The organism is Pedobacter nutrimenti, from assembly GCF_032678445.1.
Classification (GTDB): Bacteria; Bacteroidota; Bacteroidia; order Sphingobacteriales; family Sphingobacteriaceae; genus Pedobacter; species Pedobacter nutrimenti_A.
This window is the reverse complement of record NZ_JAVTSQ010000007.1, coordinates 212,552-235,937: the sequence shown is the minus strand read 5'-3', so window position 1 is coordinate 235,937 and position 23,386 is coordinate 212,552. Positions and strand designations below refer to the sequence as shown.

The 23,386-nt window shown below is 41.6% G+C and carries 25 protein-coding genes; 13 read left to right on the top strand and 12 right to left on the bottom strand.

Features of this window, described 5'->3' with window-relative positions; genetic code table 11:
- Positions 1-188: 188 nt before the first annotated feature.
- Positions 189-1,199, bottom strand: coding sequence for a DHH family phosphoesterase (locus tag R2S08_RS14435; RefSeq protein WP_199078687.1), 1,011 nt, complete (start codon positions 1,197-1,199; stop codon positions 189-191).
- Positions 1,200-1,307: 108 nt separating this feature from the next.
- Here R2S08_RS14435 and R2S08_RS14430 point away from each other — a divergent pair, with 108 nt between their 5' ends.
- The 3 genes from R2S08_RS14430 (at position 1,308) to R2S08_RS14420 (ending at position 3,000) form a co-directional block, all read left to right on the top strand.
- On the top strand, positions 1,308-1,727 hold the full coding sequence (locus R2S08_RS14430; protein ID WP_108553167.1) for a nucleoside-diphosphate kinase: 420 nt from the start codon (positions 1,308-1,310) through the stop codon (positions 1,725-1,727).
- A gap of 327 nt (positions 1,728-2,054) precedes the next feature.
- Positions 2,055-2,762 (top strand): FKBP-type peptidyl-prolyl cis-trans isomerase, encoded by a 708-nt coding sequence (locus tag R2S08_RS14425; protein ID WP_316835832.1) that lies wholly within the window; start codon positions 2,055-2,057, stop codon positions 2,760-2,762.
- Between the two features lie 52 nt (positions 2,763-2,814).
- Positions 2,815-3,000, top strand: a complete 186-nt coding sequence (locus tag R2S08_RS14420; RefSeq protein ID WP_316835831.1) for a hypothetical protein — start codon at positions 2,815-2,817, stop codon at positions 2,998-3,000.
- 5 nt (positions 3,001-3,005) lie between these two features.
- Here the strand turns inward: R2S08_RS14420 and R2S08_RS14415 are convergent, their stop codons facing one another.
- Together R2S08_RS14415 and recF are read right to left on the bottom strand one after the other, a co-directional pair.
- Positions 3,006-3,296: a DUF721 domain-containing protein gene (locus R2S08_RS14415; RefSeq protein WP_108553164.1), complete on the bottom strand. Its 291-nt coding sequence runs from the start codon at positions 3,294-3,296 to the stop codon at positions 3,006-3,008.
- Entirely contained in the window at positions 3,289-4,392 is a 1,104-nt protein-coding gene (gene recF, locus R2S08_RS14410) for a DNA replication/repair protein RecF (RefSeq protein ID WP_133783263.1), read from the bottom strand. Before recF ends, R2S08_RS14415 begins: the two co-directional genes overlap by 8 nt.
- A gap of 127 nt (positions 4,393-4,519) precedes the next feature.
- Here recF and R2S08_RS14405 point away from each other — a divergent pair, with 127 nt between their 5' ends.
- From R2S08_RS14405 to ytxJ, 4 genes are all read left to right on the top strand, one after another.
- Positions 4,520-5,188: a tetratricopeptide repeat protein gene (locus R2S08_RS14405; RefSeq protein WP_133783265.1), complete on the top strand. Its 669-nt coding sequence runs from the start codon at positions 4,520-4,522 to the stop codon at positions 5,186-5,188.
- 80 nt (positions 5,189-5,268) lie between these two features.
- On the top strand, positions 5,269-5,760 hold the full coding sequence (ribH, locus tag R2S08_RS14400; RefSeq protein ID WP_316835830.1) for a 6,7-dimethyl-8-ribityllumazine synthase: 492 nt from the start codon (positions 5,269-5,271) through the stop codon (positions 5,758-5,760).
- Between the two features lie 57 nt (positions 5,761-5,817).
- Positions 5,818-5,940 (top strand): hypothetical protein, encoded by a 123-nt coding sequence (locus R2S08_RS14395; RefSeq protein ID WP_255542896.1) that lies wholly within the window; start codon positions 5,818-5,820, stop codon positions 5,938-5,940.
- 31 nt (positions 5,941-5,971) lie between these two features.
- Positions 5,972-6,304, top strand: coding sequence for a bacillithiol system redox-active protein YtxJ (gene ytxJ / locus R2S08_RS14390; RefSeq protein WP_108556013.1), 333 nt, complete (start codon positions 5,972-5,974; stop codon positions 6,302-6,304).
- Here ytxJ and R2S08_RS14385 read toward each other — a convergent pair.
- The gene (locus R2S08_RS14385) at positions 6,294-6,698 is read right to left on the bottom strand and encodes an OsmC family protein (RefSeq protein ID WP_316835829.1); all 405 of its coding nucleotides are present in this window, start codon (positions 6,696-6,698) and stop codon (positions 6,294-6,296) included. The two genes, ytxJ and R2S08_RS14385, sit on opposite strands and share 11 nt — an antisense overlap.
- An 86-nt stretch (positions 6,699-6,784) precedes the next feature.
- On the opposite strand from R2S08_RS14385, the gene lipA reads away from it, so the two are divergent.
- From lipA to R2S08_RS14370, 3 genes are all read left to right on the top strand, one after another.
- Entirely contained in the window at positions 6,785-7,663 is an 879-nt protein-coding gene (gene lipA, locus R2S08_RS14380; protein ID WP_108556015.1) for a lipoyl synthase, read from the top strand.
- A gap of 69 nt (positions 7,664-7,732) precedes the next feature.
- Entirely contained in the window at positions 7,733-8,284 is a 552-nt protein-coding gene (locus tag R2S08_RS14375) for an RNA polymerase sigma factor (protein ID WP_316835828.1), read from the top strand.
- A 1-nt stretch (position 8,285) separates the two neighbouring features.
- Positions 8,286-9,158 (top strand): anti-sigma factor, encoded by an 873-nt coding sequence (locus tag R2S08_RS14370; RefSeq protein WP_316835827.1) that lies wholly within the window; start codon positions 8,286-8,288, stop codon positions 9,156-9,158.
- Here R2S08_RS14370 and R2S08_RS14365 read toward each other — a convergent pair.
- The 3 genes from R2S08_RS14365 to R2S08_RS14355 all read right to left on the bottom strand — a co-directional run bounded on the left by R2S08_RS14365 (position 9,151) and on the right by R2S08_RS14355 (position 13,838).
- Complete coding sequence (locus R2S08_RS14365; RefSeq protein ID WP_316835826.1) at positions 9,151-10,047, bottom strand: NAD(P)H-hydrate dehydratase; 897 nt, start codon at positions 10,045-10,047, stop codon at positions 9,151-9,153. The genes R2S08_RS14370 and R2S08_RS14365 overlap by 8 nt on opposite strands.
- A gap of 1 nt (position 10,048) precedes the next feature.
- Positions 10,049-12,892 carry an excinuclease ABC subunit UvrA gene (gene uvrA / locus R2S08_RS14360; protein ID WP_316835825.1) on the bottom strand — a complete coding sequence of 948 codons (2,844 nt, stop codon included), beginning with the start codon at positions 12,890-12,892 and terminating at the stop codon, positions 10,049-10,051.
- A 235-nt stretch (positions 12,893-13,127) separates the two neighbouring features.
- On the bottom strand, positions 13,128-13,838 hold the full coding sequence (locus R2S08_RS14355; protein ID WP_316835824.1) for a lytic transglycosylase domain-containing protein: 711 nt from the start codon (positions 13,836-13,838) through the stop codon (positions 13,128-13,130).
- A 493-nt stretch (positions 13,839-14,331) separates the two neighbouring features.
- On the opposite strand from R2S08_RS14355, the gene R2S08_RS14350 reads away from it, so the two are divergent.
- Together R2S08_RS14350 and R2S08_RS14345 are read left to right on the top strand one after the other, a co-directional pair.
- Complete coding sequence (locus R2S08_RS14350; protein ID WP_316835823.1) at positions 14,332-15,693, top strand: pseudouridine synthase; 1,362 nt, start codon at positions 14,332-14,334, stop codon at positions 15,691-15,693.
- A 15-nt stretch (positions 15,694-15,708) separates the two neighbouring features.
- Entirely contained in the window at positions 15,709-16,830 is a 1,122-nt protein-coding gene (locus tag R2S08_RS14345) for a lactonase family protein (protein ID WP_316835822.1), read from the top strand.
- Between the two features lie 73 nt (positions 16,831-16,903).
- Here the strand turns inward: R2S08_RS14345 and bshA are convergent, their stop codons facing one another.
- The 3 genes from bshA to tilS form a co-directional block, all read right to left on the bottom strand.
- A complete protein-coding gene (bshA, locus tag R2S08_RS14340) occupies positions 16,904-18,049 on the bottom strand; it encodes an N-acetyl-alpha-D-glucosaminyl L-malate synthase BshA (RefSeq protein ID WP_133783283.1) in 1,146 nt (381 codons plus the stop codon).
- A gap of 148 nt (positions 18,050-18,197) precedes the next feature.
- Positions 18,198-18,680 (bottom strand): hypothetical protein, encoded by a 483-nt coding sequence (locus R2S08_RS14335; RefSeq protein ID WP_133783285.1) that lies wholly within the window; start codon positions 18,678-18,680, stop codon positions 18,198-18,200.
- The gene (tilS, locus tag R2S08_RS14330) at positions 18,680-20,014 is read right to left on the bottom strand and encodes a tRNA lysidine(34) synthetase TilS (protein ID WP_316835821.1); all 1,335 of its coding nucleotides are present in this window, start codon (positions 20,012-20,014) and stop codon (positions 18,680-18,682) included. Before tilS ends, R2S08_RS14335 begins: the two co-directional genes overlap by 1 nt.
- 49 nt (positions 20,015-20,063) lie before the next feature.
- On the opposite strand from tilS, the gene R2S08_RS14325 reads away from it, so the two are divergent.
- The gene (locus R2S08_RS14325; protein ID WP_316835820.1) at positions 20,064-22,214 is read left to right on the top strand and encodes an OstA-like protein; all 2,151 of its coding nucleotides are present in this window, start codon (positions 20,064-20,066) and stop codon (positions 22,212-22,214) included.
- Here the strand turns inward: R2S08_RS14325 and R2S08_RS14320 are convergent.
- Entirely contained in the window at positions 22,186-22,764 is a 579-nt protein-coding gene (locus R2S08_RS14320) for a non-canonical purine NTP diphosphatase (protein WP_316835819.1), read from the bottom strand. The two genes, R2S08_RS14325 and R2S08_RS14320, sit on opposite strands and share 29 nt — an antisense overlap.
- Positions 22,761-23,318, bottom strand: coding sequence for a hypothetical protein (locus tag R2S08_RS14315; RefSeq protein WP_316835818.1), 558 nt, complete (start codon positions 23,316-23,318; stop codon positions 22,761-22,763). Before R2S08_RS14315 ends, R2S08_RS14320 begins: the two co-directional genes overlap by 4 nt.
- Positions 23,319-23,386 lie beyond the last annotated feature (68 nt).

Genomic DNA, 23,386 nt, shown 5'->3' with positions numbered 1-23,386 from the left:
TTGATCTCAGCGGTCCTCAAGAGGGCTTCGCCGTTTTCGTTTATTTATTTTTATTTCAGCGGTTCTCAAGAGGGTTTTGCCGTTTTATCGTTTTGTTTATTTGATCTCAGCGGTCCTCAAGAGGGCTCCGCCGTTTTCGTTTATTTATTTTTATTTCAGCTGCTCTCAAGAGGGCCCTGCCGTTGCTTTTATTGTAGTAACTGTGTTTTATACTCTGTCAAAATAGATTTAAACTTCTCTACAGTATCTGTTAAACTCTCATCAGAAGCACCACCAGCTGCATTTCTGTGCCCACCGCCGTTGAAATATTTTTTACAGATCTCATTGGCTGGAAAATCTCCGGTAGAACGTAAAGAAAGTTTAACACGGTCAGTTCTTTCTATAATGAAAGCAGCCAGCCTGATGCCGTTTACAGACAATGCGTAATTTACAATCCCTTCGGTATCTCCGGTAACAATATTATATTTTTTAAGTTCTTCGGCAGTAACTGTAATGATAGCTGTATTGAACTCCCTTAAAATCTCCAGTTTGTTGGTTAAGCAATGTCCTAAAAAGCGTAAACGGTTTTCAGTAGCATTATCGTATACCAGCTGGTGAATTCTCCAGTGTTCTGCTCCTGCATCGATCAGATCTGCGCCTATCCTGTACACTTCCGAAGTTGCCGAAGGAAAGCGGAAAGAGCCTGAATCTGTCATGATCCCAGTATAAAGACAAGTTGCAATGTCTTTAGACATGAATGCGCCATCCTCAAGTTCGTGCACAATAAATTCATAAACCAGTTGCGCAGCTGCACAGGCATTGATGTTCCAGCACCGGTAATCGTCGAAATCCTCCGGTTCCAGGTGGTGATCGATCATGATCTTATAAGCTTCCGAAGCCCGGATCACTTCTCCAAGTTCGTTGATCCTGCTCAGGGTATTAAAGTCCAGGCAAAAGATCAAAGAAGCTTCTGCTACATGAAGTTCTGATTGTTCCTTTTGCTCTGTATATATAATAACATCTGAGTTATTAGGAAGCCAATGCAGAAAGTATGGATAATCTGTCGGTGTAATTACCTTAACGTGGTGCCCTTTCTGGATAAGGTAAGCATACAAACCCAGAGACGAGCCCATTGCATCGCCATCTGGCTTATGATGCGTCGTAATTACAATTTTCTGCGGCGTTGCCAGCAAAGATTTTAGTTCTGAAAGAGATAACATATATTTCGCTGCAAAGCTAACAATTTAATGAAGAAATGAATGCCTTTATATTTCAAGCTTTAATATTACCAGTATAAAACGTAATTTTGCAAAAAAATTAAAACAAAAATGGCTACAAACAGAACTTTTACAATGATCAAGCCTGATGCTGTTGCTAACGGACATATCGGAGCAATCATCAACGACATCACTTCTGCAGGTTTCAAAATCATTGCATTAAAGTATACTAAATTAACTCCTGAGACTGCAGGTAAATTTTACGAAGTTCACAAAGAGCGTCCTTTCTACAAGGATCTTGTTGAATTCATGTCTTCAGGTCCTATTGTTGCTGCGATCCTTGAAAAAGACAATGCAATTGAAGATTTCAGAAAATTGATCGGCGCAACTAATCCTGCAGAAGCAGCTGAAGGTACTATCCGTCAGAAATATGCAAAATCAATTGATGCAAACGCTGTTCATGGTTCAGACTCTGATGAGAATGCTCAGATTGAAGGCGATTTCTTCTTTACAGCAGACGAACGTTTCTAAGCAATACACGAAACAACTTATAAAAAAAGCACCTCATAAGGGTGCTTTTTTTATGCCCATCCCTCAGACCACACCTAAACTATCCCTCTGCTCCATGTCTGGCCTCTCCTCCCGGTTAAGCACCCGGAAAAAAAATCAATGTTACTCTGAAGAGACCTCAGCTTTCGAAGCAGTCCGCGCAGCGGCGCGCAGAAAGCGTAGTCTCAGAAGAGTACATTGATTTTTTCACCAAGCTTATTTCTCTTCTTTTTCTTTATGTTTCAAAAATGTATAACTTTCCGCTTTCAAATCTTAGCCCAGCTACACACTTAAACATTTAAACACATAATGAAAACAGCCTTTATCGCCCTGTTGCTTCCTCTAACGACATTCACTGCAATGGCGCAAACCAAGAAACACCCTGTAAAAAAAGCCGTTGTAAAAGCATCTGCTATCAAAAACGGTCTTGATTCTGCCAGCTACGCCTTTGGAACCAGTATGGCAACAAACCTGAAGAACAACGGTGTAACCGCTTTAAACTACGAACTTTTTATCCAGGGACTAAAAGACACCTTCACCGGCAAAACTCCCCTGTTGTCAAGTGATAAAACACAAACGGCCATTAATAACCTCTTCGCCGGAGCCAGCAAGAAAAAATATGCCGGTATCATTGCAGAAGGAAAAACATTCCTGGAAAACAATAAAAAAACAGCAGGTGTAAAAACGACGGCCAGCGGTTTGCAATATATTGTACTCAAAGAAGGCAGTGGCGTACATCCTGCTGCGACAGACACCGTAACTGCACATTACAAAGGCACCTTGCTGAGCGGCAAGCAGTTTGACAGTTCTTATGACAGAAATGAACCATTGGCATTACCTTTAAACCGTGTTATTCCTGGATGGACAGAAGGGATACAACTCATGCAGCCAGGCTCCAAGTACAAATTTTTCATTCCGTACAACCTGGCTTACGGAGAACGCGGTGCCGGACAAGATATCCCGCCATACAGCACGCTGATCTTCGAAGTAGAGTTGCTTAAAATAAACGGCAAATAATCCTTCTCAAACCATTTCCATAAATCATTGTTATCTAGGAAAACAATGATTTATGGATCTTAAAAAATATCTTCCTCTTGGAATAGTTGCCCTTCTTGTGACCACCTTAAGCAGTTGCTCTGTGATAGAAGGCATTTTTAAAACCGGTGTATGGACTGGTGTGATTATCGTCGTGATTATACTTGCCCTGATCATCTGGGTAATTTCCAAAGTGTTTGGCGGCGGCGGAAAGAGCTAAAAGAATTAAAGAAACACGATTTCCGTGATGACCTCAGAACCGGTACGTTCATTAATACTTTGGATAATGCCGGTTCTGACCATTAAAAGATCGTTCTTGATGACCGAGGACTCGATCCGTACAAATAACTTTTTATTGTTTACATAGATTTGGGTAGTCCTGTTTGCAATAGCTTTACCCATAATTTCCGGCCATAAGGCCACCACAGAAGTTTGATCAAACTTTCCTTTCAATTTATAGACAGCCAATAATTTATCGATGCCTTCCTTTAGAGTAATATCATTCGGTTTACGCATGTTTTACAGCCCCGTTATCTACGTCGAATAAAGTTACGGGAACTTTAATGCTATTAAAAATATTCAGCACTCTTTCTTTTCCTGTATCGGTAATAAAGATCTGACCGAAATCATGATGGGAAACCATTTCCATTAGCTTTCTCATGCGGTGATCGTCCAGTTTATCAAAAATATCATCCAGCAACAACAGCGGTTTAAATCCTCTGTATTTTTGCAGGTAGGCATATTGTGCCAGTTTAAGGGCAATCAAAAAAGACTTTTGCTGCCCTTGCGACCCAAATTTCTTTAAAGCCATTTCCCCGATGGTAAAAACCAGTTCATCTTTATGAATACCTACAGTAGTCCTTTCCAGAACCTTGTCTTTCTCTGCGGCCTGCTGCAATAAGGTTTCAAAATGATGTTCGTTTAATTGTGACTGGTACAATAAATGAACTTCTTCCTGGTCTTCGGTAATGAAGCTGTAATACTTATTAAATAAAGGAATAAATTCTGTCATGAAACTTTTACGCTTCTCAAAAAGCTTATTACCCGAAGCCACCAGCTGCTCATCAAAAATCTGCAGCAATGCCGGATCGTATTTCCGGGTAAGGGCAATTTGTTTAAGCAGCGCATTTCTGTTCAGCAAATGACGGTTGTATGTGATCAGCTCATCCAAATACCTGGAATCTGTTTGAGAAATCACATTGTCCATAAACTTTCTGCGTTCTTCACTCCCATCCATGATCAGGTTGACATCATAGGGAGAAATCATCACCACCGGAAACAGACCGATATGATCGGCCAGCTTCTCGTATTCCTTTTTATTTCTCTTGAACTGCTTCTTCTGATTTTTCTTTACGCCGCAAGTGATCTTCTCATTCTTCTCCTTCCGGTCAAAATCGCCTTGTATTAAAAATAAATCTTCTCCCGATTTGATTTGCTGACTGTCAATCGGATTGAAATAACCTTTACACAAACATAAATAGTGTATGGCATCGAGCAAATTGGTTTTTCCTGCGCCATTATTGCCCACAAAGGCATTTACCGACTTTGAAAAACGCAGATCGGCATCCGTATAATTCTTGAAATTTAATAGGGTAATGTTTTTTAACCACATAGTTTATGGCTTCAAAGTTACCGTTTACCTTCGTTAAATCATTAAAGTTTAATTAAATACTAAAGAAAGGGGTTGATACTTTGAACGAAAAATGTATTTTTGCAATCCTTAATTTTTTTAAAATAAAATGTCCGCAACAGAAAAAGAACTCAACAACCCTGTAAGAAAGGGCTCTTTTGTACAAGAAAACTCAAAAAGCCTGTTATTTATTGCAGGTGCAGTAGTGGTATTAATTGGTATCTATATCTGGTACCAAAATGTATATTTAAAAGGCAGGGCTGAAGAAGCAACTGCAAAAATGTACAAAGCTGAGCAATATTTAGGTGTGGATTCTTTAGCCAATAAAGCCATTAACGGCGATGGTGGTTATCCAGGTTTTGAACAAATTGCCAATGAATATGCCAATACAAAATCTGCCAATCTGGCCAATCTTTATTTAGGTGGTATTTATTTACGTAAAGGTGAATACAAAAAAGCGACTGAAGCTTTAGGTAAATATTCTGAAACCGGAAGCCCGGTGGCAGATCCGCTTGCTCTGGGTTTACTAGGTGATGCATACAGCGAGTTGAAAGACTACAAACAAGCAGCAACTTATTATAAAAAAGCGGCTGATAAAGCCAGCAACAAATTCACTTCTCCAATGTTCCTGAAAAAATTAGGCCTGGTAAATGAACAATTGAAAGACTTTAAAGGTGCTGAAGAAGCTTATACCAAGATCAAAACAGAATACCCTGCAAGCCAGGAAGCTGCAATGATTGACGAATACATTGCCCGCGCAGGTGCTCAGGCAAAATAAGTCAAAAAGATTAAATTATTTTTACAAAGGCTAACCTGAAAGGTTGGCCTTTTTTTGTGGGCAATCCTTATCTTTGTACTATGGCTACACAACTTAAAAACCTTTCGGATTTTTCCCACACCACTGTTCCTGATGGTAAACCTTACAAATTTGCTATTGCTGTAGCAGAATGGAATGCAGAAGTAACCGGCGCTTTATACAATGGCGCGTTGGAAACTCTAATAAAACATGGTGTCAAAGAAAAAAATATTCTTTCTGTAGCAGTTCCGGGAAGTTTTGAGCTGACGGGAGCTGCAGAAATCCTGTTGAAGAAACACCCCCACCTGGATGCGGTAATTTGTCTTGGCTGTGTAATCCAGGGAGAGACCAAACATTTTGATTTTATTTGCGATGCAGTGGCCAACGGTTTAACAAAAATTGGAATTAAACATGCCAAACCGGTGATTTTTGGTGTGCTGACTACAAATGACCAGCAACAAGCTATAGATCGCTCTGGCGGTAAACATGGCAATAAGGGCGATGAGGCAGCGATCACAGCAATAAAGATGGCTCATCTGGCTGATAGCCTTTAAACTAAAATTGATTATTTTTACAAAAAGCTGTAGCTTAGTAAATAAATCTGTCAAAACATGAAGAAAGTAGCGATCTTACTCCTGGGTGTTCTTTTTGCAACAGCTGTTCTGCAGGCCTGTTCCAATCGGGTATGCCCGGCTTATAGTTCCTATCCGGAAGGCCGTAAAAGGAGAGGATAGGTTTCTTTTATTGATTTTAACAACGATATAGATGCAGTGGACAAATATAACTGATGGTACTCAGATCAGTGAAATACAAAAACAAACCGGTTACAGCCTGATTTTTAAACACAGTACCAGATGTTCTGTGAGTATGATGGCCAAGAGAAGGTTTGAGATGGATTGGGATGCCTTACCTGAAGGCACAGCGCTTTACTTTTTAGATTTGATCAGCTATCGCGACATTTCTGCGCAGATAGCTGAAACTTTCCAGGTTCACCATGAATCTCCGCAGATCCTGCTGATCAAAGACGGAGATTGTATTCTGGATGCTTCTCATGGCGATATTTCGGCCGAAGAGGTCGCTGAGGTGATTAATAATTAAAGGTTACCGTTTTTTTCAGGTCAGGGTGCAGGCTTTGCGCCACAGGACAGGTATAAGCAGATCTTTCAATGATCTTCTTGTCTTTGTCTGAATAGTTGTTTGCCGGGAACTGGAAGTCTACCACAATTTCAGCCACCCTTCGTGGGTTCTCCGCCATAATTTTGGTGATTTCGCAGGTGGCTCCGTCTATGTTAAAACCGTGTTCCTGGGCAGCAATGCCAACGATGGTGAGCATACAGTTTCCTAAAGAAGTTGCTAAAAGGTCAGTTGGAGAGAAGGCCTCCCCTTTTCCTTTATTGTCTACCGGTGCATCGGTAATGATTTCATTTCCTGAACGTAAATGTACGGACGTGGTTCTTAAGCCACCGTTATAAGTTATTTTTGAAGTTGCCATAGGGTAAATTTAGACATTTCAGAACATTACACCACACAAACATTTCATATTTATAACAATTCAATCCTATTGCTTAACTTTGTAGCATGATCGAACTACCGGTTGTTTCAGCAAACCAAACACAGCGTAAACCAGACTGGCTTAGAGTTAAGCTACCTGTAGGTAAAGAGTATGCGCAAGTCCGCAGCTTAGTTGATACCCATAAACTCCATACCATCTGTGAAAGTGGCAATTGCCCGAATATGGGTGAGTGCTGGGGTGCAGGTACAGCCACCTTTATGATTTTGGGCAATATTTGTACCCGCTCCTGCTCTTTCTGTGCTGTGGCTACCGGAAGACCGCTTGCAGTGGATACTGACGAACCAAACCGTGTAGCAAATTCAGTAAAGCTGATGCAGGTAAAACATTGCGTAATTACCTCAGTAGATCGCGATGACCTGAAAGACGGGGGCTCTATTATTTGGGCGGAAACCCTACAAGCCATTCGCAGGGAAAGCCCGGAGACCACACTCGAAACTTTAATTCCTGATTTCAGGGGGATATGGGATAACCTGTACCGCGTACTGGAAGAAAGACCTGAAGTTGTTTCGCACAATATGGAAACCGTAAAAAGGTTAACAAGACAAGTAAGGATACAAGCTAAATACGACAGAAGTCTGGAGTGTTTAAAAAGAATATCTGAGTTTGGGGTCAGAACAAAAACAGGCATTATGCTAGGCCTTGGCGAAACGGAAGAAGATGTTTTTGAAGCAATGGATGATCTGGTTGCCAATGGAGTCCATATCCTAACCCTTGGCCAATATTTACAGCCTACTAAGAATCACCATCCCGTAGTAGACTGGATCCATCCGGATCAATTTGCAAAATACAAAGAAATTGGTTTGGCTAAAGGCTTAAGATATGTAGAAAGCGGCCCACTGGTACGCTCTTCTTATCACGCAGAAAAACACTTATTTGATTTCTGAGTTTAGTTTTTAAACTCCAAAACAAATAATATTTTCTTCTTGTTATAGATTAACTATATTAGTAACCGTTTGGCACCCTCGAAGAAAATATCATTGTCTGAAGAAGATTTGGTCCTTGCCCTTAAAAGCAGGGAGACCATTGCTGTACAGGCACTTTATGATATGTATTCAGGAGCATTACTAGGTGTTATCTCCAGAATTGTCCTGCAACAGGAAATTGCCGAAGATCTTTTACAGGAGACCTTTGTGAAAATATGGAATTCTGCAGAGCTGTATGATGCTTCAAAAGGTCGTTTGTTTACCTGGATGATGAATATTGCCCGCAATCTGGCAATAGATAAGGTCAGGTCTAAAGACTTTAAAAATACCAGTAAAAACCAAGATATAGAAAATAACGTAGATTTCATCGACGCGCAATCAAGAGTAACCTTTAATGCAGATATTCTGGGTTTAAAAGATCTGGTTACGGCATTAAAACCTGAATTTAAAAATGTTTTGGACATGGTCTATTTCAGGGGGTATACCCATGTTGAAGCGGCAGAGGAATTGGATTTGCCATTGGGAACGGTGAAGACCCGGATCAGAATGGCGATCATGGAGTTAAGAAAGAATTTTAATTAAAGTGGAAGAGGTTAGAGCATATATAGAATCGGGTATACTTGAACTTTACGTTCTCGGTCAGCTATCGGCTGAAGAGCAACGGGAAGTAGAAGGTATGGCTGCAAAGTATGCGGAGATCAGAGAAGAGATTGAAGCGATAGAAATTGCGATGGAAACTTATGCTATGAGCAATGCTGTTCTTCCTTCCGAAGGCCTCGATTTAAAGGTATTATCTGCCATTGAATCGCTGAAAGCTCCCGAAGAAGTACCTTCCCCTGTCATGCCAGCACCTGAAACAGTTGTGGCTCCTATCCAGGCACCTCTGGTTACAGTGGCAAAGGATTCCAGAATCAGATCCTTAAGAATTGCCCTGGCTGCTTGTGCTGCTTTATTGCTGGTCAGTTTGGTGGCTTTGTATTCTGCACATCATGAACTGAGCGAGGCACAAAATCAAATTCTTGCGTTGAACAGACAAAACCAAAGCTTTGCAGCTACGGTGGGCTATATGAAACAAAATACGGCAGACCTGCAAAAACTGGCAGATATGCCTGCTGATCCAAATTGGAAAACCGTGAAACTTGCTGGTACAAAAATGGATCCTGCAGCCAAAATGGTTGTTTATTGGCATACTACTGGCAAACATGTTATGGTCGACAATTCTAAAATGGCTTTACCTGCAAATGATCAGAGCCATCAGTACCAGCTTTGGGCCTTGGTGAATGGTAAACCTGTTGATCTTGGAGTATTTGATGTAAAACCAGATACCACGCATATTCTGATCAACATGAAGGAGATCAGCGGTGCGCAGGCCTTTGCTGTTACCTTGGAAAAACGTGGTGGAAGTGTAAGTCCGACCATGAATCAAATGATCGTTATGGGTGGGGTCTCTATCTAAAAAATGTTTTTTTAATAACTTCCGGTAAATGTTCGGCCACCTGCGATGCCGTGACATTAAAATCTTTTTCTGCTAAGCTGTCTCCCGAGAGCCCATGAAAATAACAACCTAATATTGCCGCTTCTTCATTGCTGTACCCTTGTGCGCTATAGGCTGCAAGAATCCCGGTCAGCACATCCCCCATTCCACCCTGGGCCATGGCTGGGTTGCCAGTTGTATTGATCCATATTTTTCCTTGTTCGTTAACCACAAATGTGTACTGATTCTTTAGCAGGATCAGACAATTCAGTTCTTTTGCTTTTTTAACGGCCGTATTCAAACGTTCAAACCAAGTATTGTGCTCACCAAAAAGACGATCAAACTCCTTCATATGAGGAGTGAGTATACTGCCTGAAGGAATTTTAGGAATCCATTCCCGGTGTGCAGCTAAAAGATTTAAAGCATCGGCATCGATAATCAATGGCTTTTGCTGCTCAAGTAAATGGGTTAATAGCTCAAGGCTGGCCTTAACGGTGGATAGGCCCGGACCAATTGCAATGACCTGATAAACTTTCAGTTCCGAATCTTTAGCTACAATCTTTCTATCCAGGTACATAATTTCAGGCAGGCACGTATTCAAAGCCGTTAAGCCACTTTCAGGTATGGATAGGGTTGTAAGACCTGCGCCAGCATAAAGACATCCTTTAGCGCTTAAAATAGCAGCCCCCATGGTCTGTTCGGCACCTGCAAAGATCAGGGCATGCCCATAAGTTCCCTTATGACTGAACAATTGCCTTGCTTTAAAGATCTTTTTGATCGCCGAGGGCTTTACCAATTGACAGACAGGCTGGTCTTTTAAGCGTTCAGGTGCAGATCTGTCTGCCAGGTAATTGTTCAGGTCATTTTTCATATCAGGCTTCCATTTCCTTTTTAAGGAATTTCCCCGTTAAGCTGATCGGGTTTTGGATCAGTCCTTCTGGAGTACCCTCAAATATAATTTTTCCTCCACCTGCACCGCCTTCTTCTCCCAGATCGATAACCCAGTCTGCTACTTTTACCACATCCAGGTTGTGCTCAATGACCAGTACCGTATTTCCCTTCTCCACCAACTCATTTAATACACCGAGCAGCACGTTGATATCTTCAAAGTGAAGGCCAGTTGTTGGTTCGTCAAGGATATAAAAAGTTCTGCCCGTATCTTTTTTAGACAATTCGGTAGCGAGTTTCACCCGTTGTGCCTCTCCTCCGGACAGGGTTGTAGAAGACTGCCCGAGTGTTATATAACCTAAGCCGACATCTTTAAGTGTTTTGATTTTACGGTAAATGGCAGGCATATTTTCAAAAAAGTCACAGGCCTCTTCAATACTCATGTCAAGTACATCGCTAATGGATTTTCCACGGTAACGGACTTCCAGTGTTTCCCGGTTGTATCTTCTGCCACCACATTCTTCGCATGGAACCTGCACATCCGGAAGAAAGTTCATCTCGATTACCTTCATTCCTGCACCCTGACAGGTTTCGCAACGGCCGCCTTTCACATTGAAAGAGAAACGTCCGGGCTTATACCCCCGGATCTTCGCCTCCGGCAATTGAACATACAGGTTTCTGATGTCAGAAAACACTCCTGTATAAGTAGATGGGTTAGACCGAGGCGTTCTTCCAATGGGTGCCTGGTCTATTTCTATTACTTTATCTATCTCCTTTAATCCATTGATCTTTTCGTATGGAAGAGGATGTTTCTTAGCCCGGAAAAAGTGATGGTTCAGAATTGGATATAAGGTTTCTGTAATTAAACTGGATTTTCCGCTTCCGGATACACCAGTAACGGCAATAAATTTACCTAATGGAAAATCTACAGACACATCTTTTAAATTATGTCCGCTGGCTTTGATAATGGATAATTTATGCCCGGTTCCTTTTCTGCGCTTTTTAGGGACCTCTATTTTCTTCTGTCCGTTAAGGTAAGCAGCAGTCAGGGTATTGGACTTTAGAATCTGTTCCGGAGTTCCTTGTGCAACGATCTGCCCCCCTCTGACACCAGCAGCAGGACCAACATCAATCACATGATCTGCTTCCAGGATCATATCTTTATCGTGCTCTACAACCAATACGGTGTTGCCCAGGTCCCGCAGGTTTTTCAAGGCATGGATCAAACGTTCGTTGTCCCGCTGATGCAGGCCTATGCTTGGTTCATCAAGAATGTACATCACGTTCATCAGCTGTGAGCCAATTTGCGTGGCCAGGCGGATCCTTTGGGCTTCTCCTCCAGACAAGGTACGCGCCGTTCTGTCCAGGGAAAGGTAATTCAAGCCCACATCGCTCAAAAAGCCAAGCCTGGCCCGGATTTCTTTCAGGATTTCCTTGGCGATGGTATTTTGTCTTTCGCTTAAACGGTTTTCAAGATCAGTATACCAGTGTTTGATACTGCTGATGTCCATTTCCGAGACTTCAAAAATGTTCTTTCCATCAATCTTAAAATGCAGGCTCTCTTTCTTTAAACGGGCTCCGTTACATACAGGACAAGTCTTTAGTTTACGGAAGGCTTCCATATCGTCTACGGTCCCCTCTCCTTTTCGCTCCTGTTGTTCTTCCAGCAGTTTGATCACCCCGTCAAAAGTGATCTGGTAATTTTGTACATTCCACTTATTATATTCTACTGCCACTGAAAGCAACTCATGCGTACCGTTCAGAATGATGTTTATAATGTCTTCACCCAGCTTTTCTATGGGTGCAGAAAGGGAGAAATTATATTTTTTTGCCAGTGCTTTTAACACCTGGAACATCCAGATGTCCCGGTATTCACCCAAAGGCGCAAGCCCTCCGTTTAGAATACTGAGTTTGGGGTTTGGGATCACAGATTCCCTGTCTACGACAAAGATATAGCCCAATCCATCACAACGTTCACATGCACCATACGGTGAGTTAAAGGAAAAACTGTTGGGTTGAGGTTCATCGTAGGAAATTCCCGTAGTGGGACACATGAGGTAGCGACTGAAATGAGAAACATTATTGTCTTTATCGCTGATCTTAATAATTCCCTTACCCGCTTTCATCGCTGTTTGCAGAGAATCCAGCAAGCGTTTTTTATCCTCACGGTCTATGATCAACCGGTCTATCACAATCTCGATATCATGGATCTTATAACGATCCACCTGCATTTTTGGGCTAAGATCCTGGATTTCTCCGTCTATGCGTACTTTCACATAGCCTTGCTTCCGGATTTGCTCAAACAATTCGCGATAATGCCCTTTACGTCCTTTCACCACTGGTGCCAGGATATTCACCGGCATTTGATCGTATTTTTTGAAGATGTTCTCTACAATCTGATCTTCGCTCATACGCTCCATCTTTTCTCCCGTATTGTAAGAGAAAGCATCTGCCACACGTGCATACAGCAAACGCATGAAATCGTAGATCTCGGTAATGGTGCCGACAGTAGAGCGTGGATTTTTACTCGTTGTTTTTTGTTCTATAGCAATAACAGGGCTGAGACCAGATACTTTATCTACATCGGGTCTTTCCATTCCCCCCATAAATTGACGGGAATAGGCGCTAAAAGTTTCCATATAGCGGCGCTGCCCTTCAGCATAGATGGTATCAAATGCCAGTGAGGATTTTCCGCTCCCACTTAAACCAGTAATAACAACCAGTTTATTTCTAGGGAAGGAGATATCAATATTTTTAAGATTATGTACCCTGGCGCCATATACTTCTACATCTTTTTGCTCACCCAGGTCAACGGTATTTTTACTCATATATATATCTAAAACTGCTAAAGGATTTTTCGTTAAGAAGACAGCAAATTTTCAGCCACAAAATTGCTAAAAATTTTATCAAAAGGGAAGTTTTTGAACTGATTTACAATTGCCTTAAAAATATGGCCTTAAACTGTCAAAAATCCTCAAGTTAACTTCTTGATCTCAGATCAGGAAATAAAAAAAGCCGGAATAAATTCCGGCTTTACCCAATTGCATGTCTTTTTGTCTTATTCTACTCCGCATTCATAGCCAGCAGTGCTCTGGGAGCTCTGTAGCCATAACGTGCAGGATCTTCCATGATTTCTTTCATGGAAATCAATTTGTACACATAAACTGCGGTTTCGCGGTTCAGTTTCATCTTGAAATAATTATCCTGGTTTTGTCTGTTCATCTGCTTTCTCATGTGGTTATCACCAACATTATATGCGGCAGCTACCATGGTCCAGTTTCCGAATACACCATATAGTTCTTTGATGTATTTACAGGCGGCAATGGTAGATTTGCGTAAATTCTTACGTTCATCTACATTGGAGTTTACTTTTAATCCATAGGTACGTGCCGTACCTGGCATAAATTGCCAAAAACCGGCGGCACCTTTTGAAGAAACACCCTCCTTTAATCCGGATTCTACCAGGGGAACGTATTTAAAATCGTTTGGAATACCAAAATCTTCTAAAATGGGTTCAATAATAGGGAACCATTCTACCGCTTTCCGGTGTAAACGATTGGTTTGTAAATTTGCGTAAGAGAAAGTTGCCAATGTATTCTTCATCTTTTTCTCTACCCGGGGATCCCCCTCAGGAAGGGCTTCATCTGCAAAATTTAAACTGGCCTTTTCTGATTCAGGCTCTTCTTTTTTAAGTGTTGTATTTTTTGTTGTTGTTTCTTCTTTTGAAAGACTTTTTGCTGCTTGGGGCATGTGGTAAGCAAACACTTTTGCCATAACCAATAATGTTAAAATTATCGTACATGTTATTATGTGTTTCTTTATCATTTTCCTCCTTTTTTTGGTTAATAATATAAAACGGCTGCAAACATACGGTATATTTATCTAATTATCAATCTATTACAAAACAACCTTCAAAAATCGATGTTTAAACATCCCTCAGCACCGATTTTAATATTTAAATGACAAAGTCAGTTTTAGCCTTAAAAATTGTTCAAAAACGGCTGATTTTCCAGTCTATCCAAGCCCGGAAAAAGAAGGATATCTGATAAAAAAAGAACCGCCGACCGGAAGGTGAGAATGCTTTAAATTATAGAAAGTTAAGGAGGTGATTAAGAGCAATATTACAGGAATCAAAAGGAACGATTAATCGGTCTGAATCTCTGCAAATAAAACGTAAAATTGCGGTGCACAGACACTTAAAATTGTAAATACAACCAATTTTACCTAAGTTTGTACCCCGCATATTTTATGTGGTTAATAGCGTATCATGATCAAAAACAACAACAGGAACAGTCGGGATGACAAGTCCAAGCCGGGAAACCGAAGCACAGCTGGAAAGAGCAGAAGTGGAGAAGAAAGTACTTACAAGGGCAAGAGCAAATTCGGAGATAAAGATAGTAAGGAAGGAAAAGGAGATTTTAAACCAAGAACACCAAGAGAGGGTGATTCTAAATCCTTCAGGCCAGGAGCGCGCAGAGAAGGAGATTTTAATTCAAAAGCAACACGAGACGGAGACGGTAAATCTTTCAGATCGAAAGACGGCGGATCCAAAGGATTCTCAGGAAAAAGTACCGGTGATAAAGATTTTAAACCGAGGACTTCGAGAGATGGCGATAGCCGTTCCTTTAAACCAAGAGAAGGAGACAGCAGATCTTTTAAACCGAGAACTGGTGACGATAAGGAATCCAAAGGAAGAGGCTATATTAAAAAAGACAGCTTCAACAAAGAGGAAAAGCCTTACCGTAAATTTGACGACAAGAAAAGTCAGAGCCCAAGGAGCACAGACAGCCGCCCTTTCAGAAAGAGAGAAGATGAAGGTGGTGCAAGACCGAATTTCAGGTCTAATCCTGCAGACCGTGGTGAAAAACAATCTGTTCTTCGCGGAAGAAAAACACCGGTGGCTAAAGATGACGGTCTGATCCGTTTGAACCGTTACATTGCAAATTCAGGAATTTGTTCCCGTCGTAAGGCAGATGAGCTGATTGCAGCAGGTGTAGTAACAGTGAACAATGAAGTGGTTTCTGAACTGGGCCATAAAGTAGATCCTGCAAAAGATGCAATCCGTTACAACGGAGAATTGCTGAAACGCGAAAAAAGGGTTTATGTGCTGCTGAACAAGCCAAAAGATTATATTACAACAACAGACGATCCTCAGGAAAGACGTACAGTGATGCAATTGGTAGAAAAAGCCAGCAGAGAACGCATCTATCCTGTTGGACGTTTAGACAGAAATACAACGGGTTTATTGCTGATGACCAACGATGGTGATCTTGCAGATAAACTTGCCCATCCTAAAAATGGCATCACCAAGATCTATCATGTAGAACTGGGCCGTGCGTTAAGTCAGGGAGATCTGAACAAAATTCAGTTTGGATTGGAACTGGAGGATGGAATTATAAAACCGGACAGTGTATCTTACGTTGCCGGTGGTAGTAAACGTGAAGTTGGCATCCAGATTCACAGCGGAAAGAACAGAATTGTTCGCCGGATTTTTGAACACCTGGGTTACGATGTGGTAAAACTGGATCGCGTGGTTTACGGAAACCTGACCAAAAAAGATCTTCCCCGCGGAAGATGGCGCTACCTGGAAGAGCATGAGCTGATCCAAATCAAACACCTGATCAAATAATTTAAATTATAATTTATGAAGAAGATCCTTTCCCTGTTGTCTGTACTTTTGTTTACTTTTCATGTCCAGGCCCAAAAAGCAAATTACAACCTTTTGGTTGGAACATACACAAACACAGCAGGCAAGAGTGAGGGGATCTATACTTATAATTTTCATACTTTTAGTGGAACAACCCGCCTTAAGAGCGTTGCCAAGGGAATTGTAAATCCCAGTTACCTGACGGTTGCCCCAGACAGAAAGTTTGTATACAGCGTAAATGAAACCGGAGCGACCAGTACAGTAAGCGCCTTTGGTTTCAATTCTTATTCTGGTAAGCTTACTTTCTTAAACAAACAGGACAGCCATGGTGCAGATCCATGCTATATTACTGCTGACAACAAAAATGTGGTCGTGGCCAATTATAGTGGGGGAAGCCTCGCTGTATTTGGAAGAAATGCAGATGGTACTTTAACCGGACCGAAACAAATCATACAGCACACGGGTAAAAGCATTGATCCTGAAAAAAGACAGGAAAGTGCCCATGTTCATATGGTTCAGTTTACACCTGATAAAAAATACCTGATCTGCAACGACCTGGGTGAAGACCATATTTATGTATATAGTTACAACCCGGCCTCTAAAGATCGTTTGTTATCCATTAAAACGGTATTGAAAACCAATGCCGGAAGTGGCCCCAGACATTTGACCTTCAGTCCAAACGGAAGGTTTGCCTACCTGACACATGAGTTTAATGGCAGCATTACCGCATTTGTATACAGCAACGGAAATCTGAATAAGATTCAGGAGATCGGAACAACGGATCCTGAATTTAAAGGCAGGATTGATGGCGCAGATATTCATGTATCGCCTGATGGCAAATTCTTATACCAGAGCAACCGTGGGGATGCCAACAGCATTTCTGTTTTTTCTATTCTGTCTACCGGAAAACTGAATTTTGTTTCCAGAATCAGTACGGAAGGTAAGGGTCCCCGCAACTTTGCTATAGATCCAAGCGGTAATTATCTATTGGTTGGCCATCAGTACACCAATAACATTGTTATTTTTAAAAGGAATAAAGCAACAGGAGAACTTAAAGATACAGGTAAACGTATTGAAGTAGGTTCACCGGTCTGCCTGGTGTTTACACCGATCAACTAATTCTATTCTTATAAAAAAGAAGGCCGGTTCAGATGCTGAACCGGCCTTCTTTTTTATTATTCGTAAGAGTTATTTACAAAACAACTGGCTTGTGCTGCTTTTCTATAATTGCGTTGTAGTAATCTATATATACAGGCAAGATCTTTTTCAAATCAAAATCCTGTGCCCGCCTAAAAGCATTCTCTTTAAACTGATTCAGCACAGTATCATTTTCCAGAATCTTGATGGCATTGGCAGCCATATCTTCCACATCCCCCACATTGCTCATATAACCGCAGAAGCCATCCACATTAAGCTCTGGCAAACCTCCCGAGTTAGAAGTAATTATAGGCACTTTGCAGGCCATTGCTTCCAAAGCTGCCAGTCCAAAGCTCTCAGATTCTGAGGGCATAAGGAAGAGGTCAGAAACAGAAAGGATTTCTTCTACAGCATCCTGCTTACCCAGGAAACGAACATGATCACAAATCCCCAGGTTCCTGCACAATTGTTCATTGTAAACGCGTTCAGGACCATCTCCAACCATCAATAATTTTGACGGGATCTTTTCCTGAATCTTTTGAAACATGAGGATCACATCTCCGGTTCTTTTTACCTTTCTGAAATTGGAGGTATGGATCAGGATCCGCTCATTATTTGGGGCAATAGCCTTCTTGAAATGATCCTTTGGTTTTAAACTGAAGCGCTCAAAATCTATAAAATTCGGAATTACCTTAATTTCACCCGTAATGTCGAAGTGCTTCAGTGTATCTTCTTTTAAATCCTGTGAAACAGTTGTAATGCCGTCTGATTGATTGATGGAAAAGGTAACTACGGGCTTATAGGTTGGATCTTTACCAACCAATGTGATATCTGTACCATGGAGTGTGGTTACAAAGGGAATATTAATCCCGTAGGTAGCGAGAATTTGCTTGGCCATAAAAGCAGCAGAAGCATGTGGTATAGCATAATGTACATGCAGGATATCCAGCTTCTCAAACCTGACCACATCGACCAGCTTACTGGCCAGTGCAGATTCATATGGTGCGTAATCAAATAAAGGATAATCCCTTACAGATACTTCATGATAAAATAAATTGGCAGAGAAAAAATCTAAACGCGCGGGCTGGCTGTAGGTAATGAAGTGAACCTGGTGCCCTTCATCGGCCAGAGCCTTACCAAGTTCAGTGGCCACGACACCGCTGCCGCCAAAAGTTGGGTAACAAACTATACCTATCTTCATTTGTATATAATTGTTTTATTGTTAACCTTCTGCCTGGATTTTACATCTGAAAAAACAGGTACAGAATGGGTTTTGTTTTGAACTGCAAAGTACAATACTTAAACTGAGCTTTGTGTTAAACAATTGCAATTATTTCGTATAGCTTGAATTATCCTTTCATCTCTTCCTGGATGACCAGATACATTTCGTTAGGTCGTTGCGTACCGATATAGTACTCCAGTCCATCACGGTCTGTGAGTACGATGGCATCTTTTCCGGAAGAATAAAAACGAATACTTCCTTTGCGGTGCAGATTATAGACAGGGTTATTGAACAGGTAATTGCTATAGGTATCTTTACGTACTTTAACAATGCTGTTCAGATCGATCTTCACTTTTTTAGCGGTCCAAAGCCCATCAATAACAATGCTCTTATTGTTAATAACAGTCTTGTACTGAATGAGAAATAGCAGAATAATAGAAATACCAATGATACCAAAGCCCACGATCAGAAAAAGATCTTGTGTATTGTCCCTGTCCCTTTCGTAAACATAGGCCGCAAAGCAAAATGCTGCCATCACCAGCCGGATACAGATCCGAATGTAATCCCTGCCTATATATTGCTTCTCCAGAAATGCGTACCTGTTTCCCATTAGCTTATTTTCAATTCGAATATAGCTACTTTTTTTGTAGCAGTGGTTAATTTATATCTATTGTCTTGTCTCATTCCTGCAATCCAGATCAGCTCTCCATTCCCATTCACCAATACCGGGATCTGATCTTTCAGAGGCAGCGGTACTTTTTCGTCGATAAAAAAATCGCTTATTTTTTTAAAAGTTTTCATTCCTAGCGGCATAAAACGGTCGCCATGCTCCCATTTTCTAAGGATCAGCGGATAAACAAGCTTTTCAGCATCGACAAAAGCTTTGAACTTTTCTTTTTCAAAACTCATGTTCTCCGTGTAGATGATCTGGATCACTTCATTTCCCATGATGGCCTTTTGATCATGTGGATGGATCAAAATGGCCTCCTGAACCTTTGCCGGTATGTGTTTCGTAATCATCAGCTTTCCCCTGTCCAGTGTTGCTCTATGGCTTGTACTGTAGAAGGACCGGCCACTCTGGTGATCGAGGGACTGTAAGATATCATCTGTTACCTTTTCCGTAAAATGATAGGTTTTCAGGATCTCAAAAAACAGCAGCCTTTGTGGCACCAGGTTCCCGATGCTTTCCAGGTCGACCAACACCGTAGCTCCCTCTGTTTTACAGATTTCCTTTTGAACTTGCAGGACCATTTGTTGCAAGACCATTTCGGTTTCTGCAAAACGCCTGATGTTGTGCTCAAAGGTTTCTTCCAGGTTTGGATTGATTGCCTTCAACTGAGGAATAACCTTTTGCCTGATTTTGTTCCTGGCATATTTATCTGAAGCATTAGAGCTGTCTTCCACATACGAGAGATGGTTTAGCACCATTGCTTCATCAATTTCTTCACTGGAAAGGCAAAGCATTGGCCGGATCAGAAAACCTCTTTTCGGCAAAATACCATGAAGCCCGGCAATACCCGTCCCCCTTGTAAGATTGAGTAATACGGTTTCAACAGCATCATTCTGGTGATGCGCTACGGCAATCAGTTGATAATCTTCCTGAACCCTCAGCTTTTCAAACCAAGTGTACCTCAGCTCCCTGGCAGCCATCTGTGTCGACATCTTATGTTCTTCAGCGTAGGCTTTTGTATCAAAATGAACTGCATAAAAGGGAACTTCCAGCTGTGCTGCCAGCATTCTTACAAAGGCTTCGTCCCTTTGTGATTCCTGTCCACGTAAATTAAAATTACAGTGGGCAATACCAAAATCACAACCGGAGAGTTTAAACAAATGTGCCATAAGCACAGAGTCTTTTCCTCCGCTAACCGTTAGCAATACTTTTTCATTGCCAGACAGCAGGGAATTTTGGACGATATAGTCCTGAAATTTTTGCAGAGGAAACATCTTTCAAAAATATTAATTTATATGGTAAGCAAACAACTAACTTTGTAAAGTGCGGAAATTACTTTTTTTCATCTTACTGATTGCCCTTTTGCCTATGTCTTTGCTTGCCCAGCAGAGGACCAAGATCTATCTAGTCAATTCTGAGCATGCTATTCTCATGAATAAAACAAAGGTCTCTTATATAAGAAAACCGGTTTTCAAGCAGGACAATGCCATCCTGACTTGTGACAGCGCTGTGTTTTACGAAGAAAAAAACGTTTTCGAGGCCTACAATAACGTCCACATCAATCAGGCAGATACAGTGAACATCTATTCTGATTTTTTGACGTATGACGGCAATACCAAAATGGCCCACCTGACCAGCAATGTTCGCCTGCTGGACCGGGAATCTGTACTGACCACCAATATACTGGATTATAACATGGCTACAAAGGTTGGAACCTATGTAACCGGTGGAAAGATTGTAAACAAGGATGTTACCCTGACCAGTAAAAACGGTTACTATTTTGCAGGTAGCCGGGATGCCTACTTTAGATACAATGTAGTGGCAGTTACACCACAAACGACCATTAAGTCAGATACACTCCGCTACAATACGCTGACCAACTGGACTTATTTTTATGGTCCTACAAATATCCTGGGGAAGGACGATAACCTGTATACAGAGAATGGTGCTTATAATACGAAAACCCAATATGCCTATTTTGGCAAGAAAAACCTCTATACTTCCGGCAGCAGATCCCTTAAAGGAGATAGTCTCTATTATGATGGTGCAGCAGGTTATGGCAAGGCCGTCAGAAATATTGTTTTCAGGGATACGACAGATAAAACGGTGATGTATGGCCAGCTTGGCTATTATTATAAAATTGATCAGCGTACCCTGGTCACCAAAAATGCTTATGTGGGTCTTGGCACCAGTGATTCTATCACCGTAAAAAACATCAAAAGACCAGACAGCTTATGGATGGGGGCCGATACGCTGGAAACTCAGGTTGTATTGCGTCAACTCTTAAAATTACTCCCCTTACCCATCATTAAGAAAGACAATGAAGTTGGGGAAGAAAAGCCGAAAAATAAAGCCCCCGCTGAAAAGGGTGCAGCAGGCTTGCCTTCCACTTCCAGACCAGCCCAATCTGTGGCGGTAAAAAAGAAAAGTCCGCCCAAAAAAGGAGATGTTAAATTTTACAAATCTACAGAGCAGACTATTGAACAAGTAGAAAAGTTTTCCGGACTGCTGGTCTTTAAAAGTACGGCCAGCCTCAAAAAAGCGACATTGAAGAAAGACTCTGTACATACGGACGGGAAGAAACCAGGTTTGCCTAAGGTCATTGCCAATGGACCGAAAACCGCAATAAAGACCGTTGCGCTTAAGGACACGATTAAAATAAACCCACTGGATACGGTAAAAGCCCGTATCATTAAGGCTTATCATAAAGTAAGGGTATTCAAGACCAATATGCAAGCCAAGGCCGATTCGCTATTTTACACCAGTGCGGATTCTACTTTAAGATGGTATTACCATCCTATCCTGTGGTCTGACGGCTCCCAGCAAACCGGTGACACCTTATATGTCCATATGAGAAATAAAAAGATAAATGCAGTTCAAGTGCTCCAAAATGCATTTACCGTAAATGTGTATAAAGATTCAACGAAGTTCAACCAGATTAAAGGGCGGCTGATGACCGGTTTTTTTAAAGATGGAAAGCTGAATACCATGTACGTAGACGGAAATGCAGAAAGTGCTTATTTCACAAAAACAGACAAGGGAGATTACGATAAGATGAACCGGACCATCAGCAGTCGGATCAAGATCATCTTTAAGGAGAATGAGATCTATGAAATTGTACCGATAAAAGATGTGGAGGGAACAACCACCCCTGTTGCAGACGTTAAAGAAGAAGTTCTGCTGACCGGATTTATATGGAAACCTGAACTTCGCCCGCTTTCAAAGGCTGACATTATACGTCCCATTGTCCGAAAACCAAAAGCACCAGATCCAAAGAAAACGACCATTAAAGATAAAGTCGTTAGTGAAGTGACCAAGCAGGCAGGCAAAGTTCCTGAAGGTGTAAAAAAGGAAGTAAAGGAAACCGTTAAGAAAGCCTTATCTGACAGCACCCTGAAAGTGCCGGCAGTTATTCCTCCACGACAGGTTAAGCCAGATTCTACAGCTAAGCCTGCGCCTTTAAAAAAGCAATAAGTTTCTTCATCGCCTGGGCGCGGTGGCTGATCTCATTCTTTTCTGCCATGCTCATTTCTGCAAAGGTAATGTTGTAGCCATTGGGCTGAAAGATCGGGTCATACCCAAATCCTTGTGCGCCTGAGGCTTCTTCCCGCAGTGTCCCTTCTATCATACCTTCAAACAGGTATTTGGTTTGGTTTTGGACCAGAGAAATTACTGTTCTGAAGCGTGCCTTCCTGTTGCTTTGACCTTCCATTTTTTGAAGGACAAGCTGGAGATTCTCTGCATCACCACGTTGCCCTGCATATCTGGCCGAATAAATTCCAGGTTCCTGATCCAGCGCTTCTACTTCGAGTCCGCTGTCATCTGCAAAGCAATCGAGCTGATAATGCTCCACCACATATGCTGTTTTCAGTTCCGCATTTTCGGCAAACGTATGGCCCGTTTCCGGAATGTCTGTTGTACAGCCGATATCGGACAGGTTCAAAACGGTATACTGACCTTCTAACAGGCGTCTGACTTCTTCTGTTTTATGTTGATTATTGGTCGCAAAGACAAGTTCTCTCATGAAATATTAAGTTGTTTTAAACTCCCCCAAAGCGCTTTCTTACCACTCATATCCTCTGAAAGGGCTTGCAATTCGGATGAAAAGACCAATGTTATGCCTTCGTGTTTCACTACGCTATTTTGTGGTTGAACAGCAAGCCCGAGCGTTTCTGGCAATACACCAAAAGAGAGCAATAAACGTGGTTTAAAATAGCTTTGCAATTCTTCAAAATCGGCGTCTGCATAGGCCGAACAATTAACCAGTGCAAAATCTGCTGCAGAAAGATCTATGGCTTTTACAATTTTGCGGAGCAGCTCTCTGCCCTCTTCTGTACTCACCTGGTTTACAGGATCAGAAACAAGGATCAGAATGTTTTTCGCATTTTTTCCCAGGTGATTAAAATCGCGCTTCTGCTTTTTTACCGGTTGAACCTCCGCCGGAACAGAAACCGCTTCGTCCATGGTTACCACCGGAGCGGTTTCGGAAACCTTTATTTCTTCGTTGGCGATCAGGTAAACATCGTCTGTAAAAAATAGCCTGAGTGCTTCGTTATTGCTTGTAAGTTGCTCTGCCATTACTGGTCCTTTTTAGAGGGAATCATTTTTCTGTTAAAATTAGTTAAATATCTCATTATAGTGCCTTT